Genomic DNA, 13519 nt, shown 5'->3' on the forward strand with positions numbered 1-13519 from the left:
GTTTTGTGGTGAGCGGGAGGCCGGTTAACCGGTTTTCCCTGACCAGCGACACGAACGCCTGGTGCTCGTCTGCCAGGCGTTTTTTGTACCCCGATCGCCCACGATCGGTTAAGTAAGGGTCAAGGTATGTCCGAGCAGTTCCTCTATTTTATTCAGCAGATGTTTAACGGTGTGACCCTGGGTAGCACCTACGCGCTGATCGCCATCGGTTACACCATGGTTTACGGCATTATCGGCATGATCAACTTCGCCCACGGCGAGGTCTATATGATCGGTAGCTATGTATCCTTTATCGTGATTGCCGCCCTGATGATGATGGGCATCGACACCACCTGGCTGATGATTGCGGCCGGCTTTGTGATGGCGGTAATTATCTCCAGCGCCTACGGCTGGAGCATCGAGCGCGTCGCCTACCGGCCTGTGCGCTCGTCCAAGCGCCTGATTGCGCTGATCTCCGCCATCGGGATGTCGATATTCCTGCAAAACTACGTCAGCCTGACGCAGGGTTCACGCGACCTGGCGCTGCCGAGTCTGATTACCGGACAGTGGACGGTAGGCGAGAGCAACGGCTTTGCCGCTACCATCTCCACCATGCAGATTGTAATCTGGGTGGTGACGTTCCTGGCGATGCTGGCGCTGACCACCTTTATCCGCTACTCGCGCATGGGCCGTGCCTGCCGCGCCTGCGCTGAAGACCTGAAAATGGCCAGCCTGCTGGGAATTAACACCGACCGCGTGATCTCGCTGACCTTTGTGATCGGTGCCGCGATGGCCGCGGTGGCGGGCGTGTTGCTGGGACAGTTCTACGGTTCAATCAACCCCTTCATCGGCTTTATGGCAGGCATGAAAGCGTTCACCGCCGCCGTGCTGGGCGGGATTGGCAGTATTCCGGGCGCGATGATTGGTGGTCTGGTGCTGGGCATCGCCGAGGCGCTGACCTCGGCCTATCTCAGCACGGAATATAAAGATGTGGTCTCGTTTGCCCTGCTGATTGTGGTGCTGCTGGTGATGCCGACCGGGATTCTGGGTCGCCCGGAGGTCGAAAAAGTATGAAGACTTCCTTTATCAATGCCCTGATCTCCTCCGTGATGCTGCTGGTGCTTGCCACCTTCTTTATGGGGCTGCGCCTGAATCTGGACGGCACTAATCTGGTGGTGCAGAACGCCGGTAGCGTGCGCTGGAACTGGATCGCCACAGGCTGTGCGGTGGTGTTTCTGTTTCAGCTGCTGCGTCCGGTATGGCAAAGCGGCCTGAAGAAAATCTCCGGTCCGGCGCTGGTATTACCGGGTCTGGATGGCTCGACGCCGAAGCAGAAGCTGGTGATGGCGGTGCTGATTATCGCCGCCGTTGCCTGGCCATTCCTGGTGTCACGCGGCACCGTCGATATCGCCACCATGACGTTGATCTACGTGATGCTCGGTCTGGGCTTAAACGTGGTGGTCGGCCTTTCTGGTCTTCTGGTGCTGGGTTATGGCGGCTTTTACGCCATCGGTGCCTACACCTTTGCGCTGCTGAACCACTATTACGGTCTCGGCTTCTGGCAGTGTCTGCCGCTCTCCGGCATAGTCGCTGCACTGTTTGGTCTGCTGCTGGGCTTCCCGGTGCTGCGACTGCGCGGCGACTATCTGGCGATAGTGACGCTGGGTTTCGGTGAGATCGTGCGTATTCTGTTGCTGAACAATACCGCCCTGACCGGCGGGCCGAATGGCATCAGCCAGATCCCGAAACCGACGCTGTTTGGTCTGGAATTTGGTCGTACGCCGCGTGAAGGCGGCTGGGATACCTTCCATAACTTCTTTGGGTTGAAGTACGATCCCAGCGACCGCATTATCTTCCTCTACCTGGTGGCGCTGCTGCTGGTGGTGTTGACGCTGTTTGTGATTAACCGGTTGCTGCGGATGCCGCTGGGCCGTGCCTGGGAAGCCCTGCGCGAGGATGAGATTGCCTGTCGTTCACTGGGTCTCAGCCCGACCCGCATTAAGCTGACCGCCTTTACCATCAGTGCCGCGTTTGCCGGTTTTGCCGGCAGCCTGTTCGCGGCGCGTCAGGGCTTTGTCAGCCCGGAATCCTTTACCTTTGTCGAATCCGCCTTTGTGCTGGCGATTGTGGTGCTGGGCGGGATGGGTTCGCAGTTTGCGGTGATTCTGGCCGCCATTCTGCTGGTGGTGTCACGCGAGCTGATGCGCGATCTCAATGAGTACAGCATGCTGGTGCTGGGTGGCCTTATGGTGCTGATGATGATCTGGCGTCCGCAGGGATTGTTGCCGATGAAGCGTCCGCATCTGAAGCTCAGAGCCGCTAAAAAAGGAGAGCAGGCATGAGTCAGCCTTTATTAGCCGTTGAAGGCCTGATGATGCGCTTCGGCGGTCTGTTAGCCGTGAACAATGTGGCGCTGGAGCTGCGTCCGCAGGAGATCGTTTCGCTGATTGGCCCCAACGGCGCCGGTAAAACCACCGTGTTCAACTGCCTGACCGGCTTTTACAAGCCCACCGGTGGCACGATTAAACTCCGTGAGCAGCATCTGGAAGGGTTACCGGGCCAGAAGATTGCGCGGATGGGCATTGTGCGGACGTTCCAGCACGTGCGTCTGTTCCGTGAGATGACGGTCATTGAGAACCTGCTGGTGGCGCAGCATCAGCATCTGAAAAGCGGCGTATTTTCCGGTCTGCTGAAAACCCCGGCGTTTCGCCGCAGTGAGAGCGAGGCGCTGGATCGTGCGGCGACCTGGCTGGAGCGGGTAGGGTTGCTGGATCTGGCTAACCGTCAGGCGGGCAATCTGGCCTATGGTCAGCAGCGTCGACTGGAAATTGCGCGCTGTATGGTGACGCGCCCGGAGATCCTGATGCTGGATGAACCGGCGGCGGGCCTTAACCCCAAAGAGACCCACGAGCTGGACGCGCTGATTGCGGAGCTGCGTGGCGAACATAAGGTGTCGGTGCTGCTGATTGAACATGATATGAAGCTGGTGATGGGGATTTCTGACCGTATTTATGTGGTCAATCAGGGAACGCCGCTGGCTAACGGAACGCCGGAAGAGATTCGTAATAACCCGGATGTCATTCGTGCCTATTTAGGAGAGGCCTGAGATGGCAAATGCGATGTTAACCATTGAGAACGTCAGCGCCCACTACGGCAAAATTCAGGCGCTGCACAACGTCAGCCTCTATATCAATCAGGGCGAAATCGTCACCCTGATTGGCGCTAACGGGGCCGGAAAAACCACGCTGCTGGGTACGCTGTGCGGCGAGCCGCGCGCGACGCAGGGCACCATTACCTTTGATGGCAAAACCATCACCGACTGGCAAACCTCACGCATTATGCGTGAAGCGATCGCCATCGTGCCGGAAGGCCGACGGGTCTTTTCGCGCATGACAGTAGAAGAGAACCTGGCGATGGGGGGCTTTTTTGCCAGCCGTCCGGACTATCTGACGCGGATCAAGCGCGTTTATGAACTCTTCCCGCGTCTGGATGAGCGTAAAATCCAGCGCGCCGGGACGATGTCGGGCGGCGAACAGCAGATGCTGGCGATTGGCCGTGCGCTGATGAGCCAGCCGCGGCTGCTGTTGCTGGATGAGCCGTCGCTGGGACTGGCACCGATCATTATTCAACAGATCTTCGACACCATTGAGCAGCTGCGCAGCGAGGGGATGACGATTTTCCTGGTGGAGCAGAATGCGAATCAGGCGCTGAAGCTGGCGGATAGGGGCTATGTGCTGGAGAACGGGCATGTGGTGCTCGAAGACACAGGTGCAGCTCTCCTTTCCAACGAAGCCGTCCGCAGCGCGTACTTAGGTGCCTGATGGGGCACGGCCTGGCTTACTGGTCAGGTTGCGGTTGGGCAGTGCTCGCCATCCTCACGTATATGTGTACGCTCTGGTGGATGCGCGCTTTGGTACACAGGCCTGGCTTACTGGTCAGGTTGCGGTTGGGCAGTGCTCGCCATCCTCACGTACTACGTGTACGCTCCGGTGGCTGCGCGCTGTCCGCCCGCAACCTGCCTGCGCCGCCGACGGCCTTCGAAATGGGTGTGTGATGCGCCGCCGACGGCCTTGAGTATCGGTGTGGGTGTTGCCGCCAACGGGCTTTGAGTTTGCCCTTAAAAAGCAGGGACAAGTGCTGTCATTGCCAGTATCCGTTACAATTTATGTAAATAAACGCGACTTTGTAATGGTGTATAGCCGCTCAGATTGCTGAAAACCCAAATCAGGGTGAATTTGGCTGCAACTAACAAACTCAACGCACAGGGAACACGGGCAGAGGAGGAAAGCGTCCCGCGCCATGGACGGCGCGGGCCGAGCATGTCATGGATGACGGATTTTGCGTCTTTCCGATCTGACCGTGTTCTCTGTGCAGGGCTCAGTCTTACAGCAACCAGGCCAGACTTTGTCAACAAGCTCAGCTGCAGTTAGTCGCTCTGCCTTTTCCGCTATTCAGTCTGTCACCCGGCTGTCATCTTTCTGTTATTAATCCTTCATTTCCCCGTGTCATGTTACTTCGCGAAACAGAAATCTGTGATTTCACGCGTATTTACCTGCACAGGAAAATTCTATGTCCGTCGTTACCTTTCGTCGTAGCCTGATGAGCGTGCTGCTCGGTCTGACGCTCAGCAGCCATGCCATGGCCGCCACTGAGATCCCTTTCTGGCACTCTATGGAAGGCGAACTAGGCAAAGAAGTGGATTCGCTGGCACAGCGTTTTAACCAGACGCATCCCGATTACAAAATTGTTCCGACCTACAAAGGTAACTACGAGCAGAGCCTGGCAGCAGGGATTGCGGCAGTGCGCAGCGGCAAAGCCCCTGCGGTGCTCCAGGTTTATGAAGTCGGTACAGCGACCATGATGGCCTCGCAGGCGATTGTGCCGGTGCATCAGGTCTTCAAAGACGCCGGTATCCCCTTTGATGAAAAGCAGTTCGTGCCCACGGTGGCGGGCTACTACAGCGACAGTAAAGGCCAGCTGATCTCTCAGCCGTTCAACAGCTCGACGCCAGTGCTCTACTACAACAAAGACGCCTTTAAAAAAGCGGGTCTGAACCCGGACCAGCCGCCGAAAACCTGGCAGGAGCTGGCGACGGATGCCGCCGCACTGCGCAAATCGGGCATGAGCTGTGGCTACGCCAGCGGCTGGCAGGGCTGGATCCAGATTGAAAACTTCAGCGCCTGGCACGCTCTGCCGGTAGCGACCAAAAATAACGGGTTTGACGGACTTGATGCGGTGCTGGAGTTCAACAAGCCGGTACTGGTTCGTCATATCGAGCTGCTGGAAGCGATGAACAAGAAAGGGGACTTCACCTACTTTGGCCGCAAAGATGAGTCCACCGCCAAGTTCTACAACGGCGACTGCGGTATCACCACCGCCTCATCCGGTTCGCTGGCTGATATCCGTCATTACGCCAAGTTCAACTTCGGCGTTGGCATGATGCCGTATGACGAGACCGTGCCGAATGCGCCGCAGAACGCCCTGATCGGCGGTGCCAGCCTGTGGGTGATGAAAGGCAAAGATGCCGCAACCTACAAAGGCGTGGCCGAGTTTATGCAGTTCCTCGCTAAACCGGAAATCGCCGCGGAATGGCACCAGAAAACCGGCTATCTGCCGATTACCACCGCCGCTTACGAGCTGACTAAACAGCAGGGCTTCTACGATAAGAATCCGGGTGCGGATATCGCCACCCGTCAGATGATGAACAAGCCGCCACTGCCGTTCACCAAAGGCATACGTCTGGGCAATATGCCGCAGATTCGTACCGTGATCGACGAAGAGCTGGAAAGCGTCTGGACCGGCAAGCAGTCGCCGCAGAACGCGATGGATAACGCAGTGAAACGCGGTAACGAGTTGCTGCGCCGCTTCCAGCAGCAGATGAAGTAATCTCTCCTTGCGGGCCAGCTCAGGCTGGCCCCTCTCTCTGACGCCAGGTACGCCATGTCTTCATCTCATCCGGTCTTTCGCACCAGCCTGTTGCCCTATCTTCTGGTGCTGCCGCAACTGCTGATTACCGCCATCTTCTTTCTCTGGCCTGCCGGTGAAACGCTGTGGTACTCGCTGCAAAGCCTCGATCCCTTTGGCATCTCCAGCAGCTTTGTCGGGCTGGAAAATTTCAGACGCCTGTTTGCCGATCCTTACTATCTGGATTCGTTCTGGACCACCATAAAATTCAGCGGCATGGTCACGGTGTTCGGCATGGTCTTTTCGCTGCTGCTGGCGGCGCTGGTGGATTATGTGGTGCGGCTGCGCCGTCTCTATCAGACGCTGTTGCTGCTGCCCTACGCCGTTGCGCCTGTGGTGGCCGCGGTGCTGTGGATGTTCCTGTTTAATCCGGGCCTGGGCCTGTTCAGCTATCTGCTGAACCACTTAGGCTACAACTGGAACTATGCGCAAAACAGCGGTCAGGCGATGTTCCTGGTGGTGCTGGCGTCGATCTGGCAGCAGATGAGCTACAACTTCCTGTTCTTCTTCGCCGCACTGCAGTCTATCCCCAAATCGCTGGTGGAAGCCGCCGCCATTGACGGTGCCGGACCGGTGCGTCGCTTCTTCAACCTCTCGCTGCCACTGATTACGCCGGTCAGCTTCTTCCTGCTGGTGGTGAATTTGATCTACGCCTTCTTCGATACCTTCCCGGTGATCGATGCCGCCACTGGCGGCGGGCCGGTGCAGGCGACCACCACGCTGATCTATAAAATCTATCGCGAAGGCTTTACCGGTCTGGATCTCTCTTCGTCCGCGGCGCAGTCGGTGGTGCTGATGCTGCTGGTGATCGGCCTGACGGTGCTCCAGTTCCGCTTTGTTGAACGTAAGGTGCAATACCAATGATTGAGAATCGTCGCGGGCTGGATCTCTTCAGCCACATTGTGCTGGTGCTGGGCGTGCTCACCATCCTGTTTCCGCTCTATGTCGCCTTTGTGGCGGCGACGCTGGATAACGAAGCGGTCTATCAGGTGCCGATGACGCTGGTGCCCGGCACGCACCTGTGGGAGAACATCTCGCGCATCTGGACGCATGGCGTCAACGGCAACGGGCCGGCGTTTGGCCTGATGCTGCTCAACAGCATGATCATGGCGCTCGGCATCACCTTCGGCAAAATTACGGTGTCGATGCTGTCGGCGTTTGCGCTGGTCTGGTTCCGTTTTCCGCTGCGCACGCTCTTTTTCTGGCTGATCTTCATCACCCTGATGCTGCCGGTTGAAGTGCGTATCTTCCCGACAGTGCAGGTGATCGCCGATCTCAACCTGCTCGACAGCTACAGCGGATTAACCTTGCCGCTGATGGCTTCGGCCACCGCCACCTTCCTGTTCCGTCAGTTTTTTATGTCGCTGCCGGATGAGCTGGTGGAGGCGGCGCGCATCGACGGTGCCAGCGCGATGCGCTTCTTTATCGACATTGTTTTGCCCTTGTCTAAAACCAATCTGGCGGCGCTGTTCGTGATCACCTTTATCTACGGCTGGAACCAGTATCTCTGGCCGCTGCTGATCATCAATGACGCCAGCCTCGGCACGGCGGTAGCGGGGATAAAAAGTATGATCTCCACCAGCGGTTCACCGACACAGTGGAACGAAGTGATGGCGGCAATGTTATTAACCCTGATCCCACCGCTGGTGGTGGTGTTAGTCATGCAGCGTGCCTTTGTGCGCGGTCTGGTTGAGAGTGAGAAATAAGATGGCAGGCGTAACCCTTCAGGCAGTAACTAAAACCTACGATGGCAAAAATCAGATCATCCAGCCGCTGAATGTCACCATCAATGACGGCGAATTTATGGTGATGGTCGGGCCTTCCGGCTGCGGGAAATCGACTCTGCTGCGCATGGTGGCCGGACTGGAGCGCGTCACCTCGGGCGATATCTATATCGACAACCGGCGTGTCACCCAGGAAGAGCCAAAAGATCGCGGCATTGCGATGGTGTTCCAGAACTACGCGCTCTATCCCCATATGTCAGTGGAGGAGAACATGGCCTATGGCCTGAAAATCCGTGGGATGGGCAAAGAGCAGATTCGTCAGCGGGTGCTCGACGCGGCGCGGAGTCTGGAGCTGGATCACCTGCTGATGCGTCGGCCTCGCGAACTCTCGGGCGGACAGCGTCAGCGCGTGGCGATGGGTCGCGCCATCGTGCGTGAACCGGCAGTTTTTCTGTTTGATGAGCCGCTCTCTAACCTTGATGCCCGCCTGCGGGTGCAGATGCGGCTGGAACTGCAACAGCTGCATCGCCGCTTACAGACTACCAGCCTCTATGTGACGCACGATCAGGTGGAGGCGATGACGCTGGCGCAGCGGGTGATGGTGATGAACAAAGGGGTGGTCGAGCAGCTTGGCACGCCGGTCGAAGTCTATGAGCGTCCCGCCAGCCAGTTCGTTGCCTCGTTCATCGGCGCGCCCGCGATGAACCTGCTGAAAGGGCAGTTCAGCAGTGACGGCACGCGCTTTAATCTTGATGCCTCACACGCGCTGCCGCTCAGCGACAGTAAAGCGAAATGGGCTAACCGACCGGTGGTGCTGGGTATCCGGCCAGAGCACATCCGGCTCAGTAGCCGCGAGCAGGGCGGTGTGCCACTGCGGGTCGATACGCTGGAGATGCTGGGGGCGGATAATCTGGCACATGGTCGCATCGGTGACACGCCACTGGTGGTACGCTTAGCCCACAGTGAACGCCCGCAGCCAGGCAGTACGCTGTGGCTGCATCTGCCGTCAGATGCGTTACACTTCTTCGATTCAACTCATGGGAAGCGTCTGGAATGAGCACACAACACTGGCCTTATCCCCGCATCGTTGCCCATCGCGGCGGCGGTAAACTGGCACCGGAAAATACGCTGGCGGCGATCGACACTGGCGCGAAATATGGTCATCAGATGATTGAATTTGATGCCAAATTATCGGCCGATGCGCAGATCTTCCTGCTGCATGACGACACGCTCGATCGCACCAGCAACGGCTGGGGCGTGGCGGGTCAGCTGCCGTGGGAGAAGCTGTCGCAGCTTGATGCGGGCAGCTGGTTTGGCAACGCGTTTACCGGTGAAAAGCTGGCGCGGCTGGATCAGGTGGCGGCACGCTGCCGTCAGCATCAGATGATGGCGAACATCGAAATCAAACCGACCACCGGCAGCGATGCTGAAACCGGACGCGCCGTGGCGCAGGCTGCCGCGATACTGTGGCAGGATCAGGTCGCACCGTTGCTCTCTTCGTTCTCTTTTGAGGCGCTGGAAGCCGCGATGAAGGCAGAGCCGCAGTTGCCGCGTGGCCTGCTGTCGCACAGCTGGGATCCGCAGTGGCAGGAGAAAACTGCTGCGCTGGCGTGTGTCTCAATTCATCTTAATCATAAGGTGCTGACCGCTGAGCGGGTCGCCGAACTGAAAGCCGCAGGCCTGAAGATTCTGGTTTATACCGTGAACAGCACGGATCGGGCGCGGGAATTGCTGAAATGGGGCGTCGATGCCATCTGTACTGACGCCATCGACATCATCGGCCCCGATTTTAGTTAGTTCTGGTTTAGATTCTGATTCTGCTGGCCCGGCTGCGTGGTAATCACCCGCTGCTGGGCGCTGTTCCGCTGTTCCTGCATTTTACGCTGCGTGTCCTGCGTCTGACGCTGCTGATCCTGGCGCAGCTTCAGCTGTTGCTGCTGCTGCTGGGTCTGCATCTGCGACTGCATCCGCTGCTGGCTGGGGTTATAGCCAGGTTTATTCGGATCGTTAGTGCTGTTCAGCGTGTTCGCCTGACTGGCGAAAGGCAGCAGAGCGGCCAGAATAATCATCCACTTTTTCATCACTCCTCCTTCCTTAAAGCGACAGGGTTTTGGGTGCACAACCGCGTACACCGATATCAGGGTCGTAGCCATAAGTTTACCCGATATCACAGACCTTACTTTCCGATCTATTCCTGATTTGACTTAACCCCGGTTATTTTGCTGTATTTGTAGGCACTTGCAGAAATGATAAAAAAATGTAAATAACAATACGGGATGGTGGCAGGATGAAAATGCAGCAAACAGTGCGTCAGCTTAGCTGGTCGCTGGTGATGAGTTTCACCGTCGTGGCAGGCGCTAATGCCGCGCCAACGCAGGCTCCGCCGGTCTCCTACGGCGTAGACAGTGACACTTTTCACCCGGTAAAAGCGCAGCACGGCATGGTGGCATCGGTGGATGCGATGGCGACGCAGGTTGGCGTGGAGATCCTGCGTCAGGGCGGTAATGCTGTGGATGCCGCAGTGGCGGTGGGCTTTGCGCTGGCCGTAACGCATCCGCAGGCGGGCAACCTCGGCGGCGGCGGTTTTATGCTGCTGCGCACTGCCTCTGGCCGCGCCACGGCTATCGATTTCCGTGAAATGGCACCGGGACACGCGTCGCGTGACATGTTCCTGGATAAGCAGGGCAACGCCGACAGCAAGCTGTCGCTGACATCACACCTCGCCTCCGGCACGCCGGGCACCGTGGCCGGACTGGCGCTGGCTGCGCAGAAATATGGCACTCTGCCGCTGAGCACCCTGCTGGCTCCGGCGATTAAACTGGCGCGTGACGGTATTCCGGTCAACGACGCGCTGGCGGATGACCTGAAAACCTACGGCAAAGAAGTGCTGATCACCCATCCCAACAGCAAAGCGATTTTCTACAAACCGGACGGCACACCGTGGCAGAAAGGCGATAGGCTGGTGCAGAAGAACCTGGCTCACAGCCTGCAACTGATCGCCCGTCAGGGGCCGGATGCGTTTTACAAAGGTGAAATCGCGGATGAGATCGCCGGAGAGATGGCGCAACATGGCGGCCTGATCAACAAAGCTGACCTGGCGGCCTATCGTGCGGTCGAGCGTAAGCCAATAAGCGGAACCTACCGTGGCTATGAAGTCTTCTCAATGCCGCCGCCGTCATCCGGTGGCATCCACATCGTGCAGATTCTGAATATCCTGGAGAACTTCGATCTGGCGAAAATGGGCTTTGGCAGTGCTGATGCCATGCAGGTGATGGCGGAAGCGGAGAAATATGCCTACGCGGATCGCTCGGAATATCTTGGCGATCCTGATTTCGTGAAGGTACCGTGGCAGGCGCTGACCAGTAAAGCCTATGCCAAAACCCTGGCGCAGCAGATCGATGTGACGAAGGCACGGCCTTCCAGCGAGATTAAACCGGGCAAGCTCGAACCTTATGAAAGCAATCAGACCACCCATTTCTCGGTGGTGGATAAGCAGGGGAATGCGGTCGCGGTGACTTATACGCTTAACACCTATTTCGGCAGCGGAATTGTGGCGGGCAACAGCGGCATCCTGATGAATAACGAGATGGATGACTTCTCCGCCAAGCCAGGCACGCCCAATGTTTACGGGCTGGTCGGCGGGGAAGCGAATGCGGTGCAACCGGCGAAACGTCCGTTGTCATCCATGTCGCCAACCATCGTCGCTAAAGGGGGCAAAACCTGGCTGGTGACCGGCAGTCCTGGCGGCAGCCGCATTATCACTACGGTGTTGCAGATGGTGGTTAACAGCATCGATTTCGGGATGAACGTGGCGGAAGCCACCAATGCGCCGCGCTTCCATCATCAGTGGCTGCCGGATCAGTTGCGGGTGGAGAAGGGCTTCAGTCCCGATACGCTGCGTCTGCTGGAAAGCAAAGGTCAGCATGTGAAGGTACTACCGTCGATGGGCAGTACGCAGAGCATCATGATCGGGCCGGATGGCATGCTCTATGGCGCTTCCGATCCGCGCAGCATTGATGATTTGAGTGCGGGTTATTGAGATTTAAAACTGCTGACAAACTCAAACCCGGGTGAATCTGATAGCAATAAATTAGCTTAATGCGCAGGGAACTGGGTCAGAAGAGGAAAGCGTCCCGCGCCAGGACGGCGCGGGCCGAGCATGTCATGGATGACGGCTTTTGCGTCTTTCCGATCTGACCCTGTTTCCTGCGCAGGCGCTAAATGACAGCGAACCTTGTCAGGGTTTATCAGCAGAAAGGACGCCTTCGGGGCTCTTTCTGCTTCCACACCTCAGGCTTTAACCCGCGCCATATAATGCGCGTCGATCAGTTCACCGTGCCGCATTGCGAAGCCTTTAGCCGTTCCCTCAATCTCAAAACCGAAACGCTGATAAAGGGTGATAGCCGGGCCATTATCGACGAACACGGTCAGTTCCATTCGGCTCACCTGTAGCCAGTTGTCGCACAACGCGACCATTTCACACATGAGTGCGGTTCCGACGCCACGCTGACGATAGCGTTCATCCACGCCCATTCCCAGTGAGGCGACATGACGGCGTCTGGCGCGCTCTTCCACATGCAGCGCACACTGACCGACGACGACATCATCGATACAGGCCACCAGCAGATGCGCATGAGGCTGAGGCGTCGCGAGACGGGTATGCCACATCTGGAGTGAGGAGTGGGGCAAATGGAGTGTGCTGGCCTGGGTATCAGGCTGACCGTAGATCCTGTGCAGCGCAGCAGCATCTTCTGGCCTAACGTGGCGGACAACTATTTCACTCATGGTTTCTCCTTTAGTCCATTAAAACCCTTTAAACATCAAGGTATTCACCGCGTTAATCAGAGTAAAAAATGTGAAAATGACTTTACAGACGCGAATGATAATGATTATTATTGTCATGCGTTCTCGGGAGGTCGCCCGACAGCCTGAGAAAGCACGACATTGCTCACATTGCTTCCAGTATTATTTAGCCAGCTTATCCGCTGGCTTTTTTTTGCCTGCCCTTCTTCAGTGCTTTTCAGTCACTGCTCAATGCTCATTCAACGATTTTGAACAGAGGCGTGAAGTTTTTCAGCTATCAATCAGACCCCCTCAGGGACAGACTATAAAAAACATTGAGGAGATTTGAACATGATTTATGTACGCAAAGCTGAAGAACGCGGTCACGCAAACCATGGCTGGCTGGATAGCTGGCACACATTCTCTTTCGCCAGCTATCACGATGCGAACTTTATGGGTTTCTCCGCGCTGCGGGTCATCAACGAAGATGTGATTGATGGCGGCCAGGGGTTTGGTACCCATCCTCACAAAGATATGGAAATCCTGACCTACGTGCTCTCCGGTACGGTTGAGCATCAGGACAGCATGGGCAACAAAGAGCAGATCCCGGCAGGGGAGTTCCAGATCATGAGCGCCGGCACCGGTGTACGTCACTCTGAGTACAACGCCAGCGAAAGCGAGCCGCTGCACCTTTATCAGATCTGGATCATCCCTGAACGTACCGGTATCGAGCCACGCTACGATCAGCGCCGCTTCCCGGATGTGCAGGGACGTCAGCTGGTGTTAAGCCCGGATGCCCGTGAAGGATCGCTGAAAGTCTTTCAGGACATGACCTTATCGCGCTGGGTAATGGCTGCCGGCGAACAGGACAATGTCGCGATTGAGGCGGGACGTCGTATCTGGATTCAGGTGGTGAAAGGTGATGTTACCGTTAACGGCAACGCCATCACCACCAGCGACGCCCTGGCGATCTGGGACGAAAGCGCGCTGACCATTGAAGCCAGCTCGGCTGCAGAAGTCCTGCTGTTTGATCTGCCACCAGTCTAAGCCGATAACGGGCGCGCATCGTC

13 protein-coding genes are annotated in these 13519 nt (G+C 57.2%); 11 read left to right on the forward strand and 2 right to left on the reverse strand.

Going from position 1 to position 13519, the window contains the following annotated elements:
- Window positions 1–126 precede the first annotated feature (126 nt).
- From livH to ugpQ, 9 genes are all read left to right on the forward strand, one after another.
- Window positions 127–1053 carry a high-affinity branched-chain amino acid ABC transporter permease LivH gene (gene livH / locus AC0T7J_RS15900; protein ID WP_009087789.1) on the forward strand — a complete coding sequence of 309 codons (927 nt, stop codon included), beginning with the start codon at window positions 127–129 and terminating at the stop codon, window positions 1051–1053.
- Window positions 1050–2321, forward strand: a complete 1272-nt coding sequence (locus tag AC0T7J_RS15905; RefSeq protein ID WP_473795303.1) for a high-affinity branched-chain amino acid ABC transporter permease LivM — start codon at window positions 1050–1052, stop codon at window positions 2319–2321. Before livH ends, AC0T7J_RS15905 begins: the two co-directional genes overlap by 4 nt.
- Window positions 2318–3085 carry a high-affinity branched-chain amino acid ABC transporter ATP-binding protein LivG gene (livG, locus tag AC0T7J_RS15910; protein ID WP_292986981.1) on the forward strand — a complete coding sequence of 256 codons (768 nt, stop codon included), beginning with the start codon at window positions 2318–2320 and terminating at the stop codon, window positions 3083–3085. Before AC0T7J_RS15905 ends, livG begins: the two co-directional genes overlap by 4 nt.
- Window position 3086: 1 nt before the next feature.
- The gene (gene livF / locus AC0T7J_RS15915) at window positions 3087–3800 is read left to right on the forward strand and encodes a high-affinity branched-chain amino acid ABC transporter ATP-binding protein LivF (RefSeq protein WP_473795304.1); all 714 of its coding nucleotides are present in this window, start codon (window positions 3087–3089) and stop codon (window positions 3798–3800) included.
- A gap of 748 nt (window positions 3801–4548) precedes the next feature.
- Window positions 4549–5865 carry a sn-glycerol-3-phosphate ABC transporter substrate-binding protein UgpB gene (ugpB, locus tag AC0T7J_RS15920; protein ID WP_473795305.1) on the forward strand — a complete coding sequence of 439 codons (1317 nt, stop codon included), beginning with the start codon at window positions 4549–4551 and terminating at the stop codon, window positions 5863–5865.
- Between the two features lie 54 nt (window positions 5866–5919).
- A complete protein-coding gene (gene ugpA, locus AC0T7J_RS15925) occupies window positions 5920–6807 on the forward strand; it encodes a sn-glycerol-3-phosphate ABC transporter permease UgpA (protein ID WP_473795306.1) in 888 nt (295 codons plus the stop codon).
- Window positions 6804–7649: a sn-glycerol-3-phosphate ABC transporter permease UgpE gene (gene ugpE / locus AC0T7J_RS15930; protein WP_039387959.1), complete on the forward strand. Its 846-nt coding sequence runs from the start codon at window positions 6804–6806 to the stop codon at window positions 7647–7649. The genes ugpA and ugpE overlap by 4 nt, the downstream gene beginning before the upstream one ends.
- A 1-nt stretch (window position 7650) precedes the next feature.
- Window positions 7651–8724 (forward strand): sn-glycerol-3-phosphate import ATP-binding protein UgpC, encoded by a 1074-nt coding sequence (locus tag AC0T7J_RS15935; RefSeq protein ID WP_473795307.1) that lies wholly within the window; start codon window positions 7651–7653, stop codon window positions 8722–8724.
- Window positions 8721–9464: a glycerophosphodiester phosphodiesterase gene (gene ugpQ, locus AC0T7J_RS15940; RefSeq protein WP_473795308.1), complete on the forward strand. Its 744-nt coding sequence runs from the start codon at window positions 8721–8723 to the stop codon at window positions 9462–9464. Before AC0T7J_RS15935 ends, ugpQ begins: the two co-directional genes overlap by 4 nt.
- On the opposite strand, the gene AC0T7J_RS15945 is transcribed toward ugpQ, so the two are convergent.
- Window positions 9461–9748: a DUF2756 domain-containing protein gene (locus tag AC0T7J_RS15945; protein ID WP_022624015.1), complete on the reverse strand. Its 288-nt coding sequence runs from the start codon at window positions 9746–9748 to the stop codon at window positions 9461–9463. The genes ugpQ and AC0T7J_RS15945 overlap by 4 nt on opposite strands.
- Before the next feature lie 206 nt (window positions 9749–9954).
- Between AC0T7J_RS15945 and ggt the strand changes: the two genes are divergently transcribed.
- The gene (ggt, locus tag AC0T7J_RS15950) at window positions 9955–11706 is read left to right on the forward strand and encodes a gamma-glutamyltransferase (RefSeq protein WP_473795309.1); all 1752 of its coding nucleotides are present in this window, start codon (window positions 9955–9957) and stop codon (window positions 11704–11706) included.
- 251 nt (window positions 11707–11957) lie between these two features.
- On the opposite strand, the gene AC0T7J_RS15955 is transcribed toward ggt, so the two are convergent.
- Window positions 11958–12452, reverse strand: a complete 495-nt coding sequence (locus tag AC0T7J_RS15955) for a GNAT family N-acetyltransferase (RefSeq protein ID WP_473795310.1) — start codon at window positions 12450–12452, stop codon at window positions 11958–11960.
- Between the two features lie 348 nt (window positions 12453–12800).
- Between AC0T7J_RS15955 and AC0T7J_RS15960 the strand changes: the two genes are divergently transcribed.
- Window positions 12801–13496: a pirin family protein gene (locus AC0T7J_RS15960; protein WP_473795311.1), complete on the forward strand. Its 696-nt coding sequence runs from the start codon at window positions 12801–12803 to the stop codon at window positions 13494–13496.
- Window positions 13497–13519 lie beyond the last annotated feature (23 nt).

This window comes from Pantoea sp. E956-1, assembly GCF_982223955.1.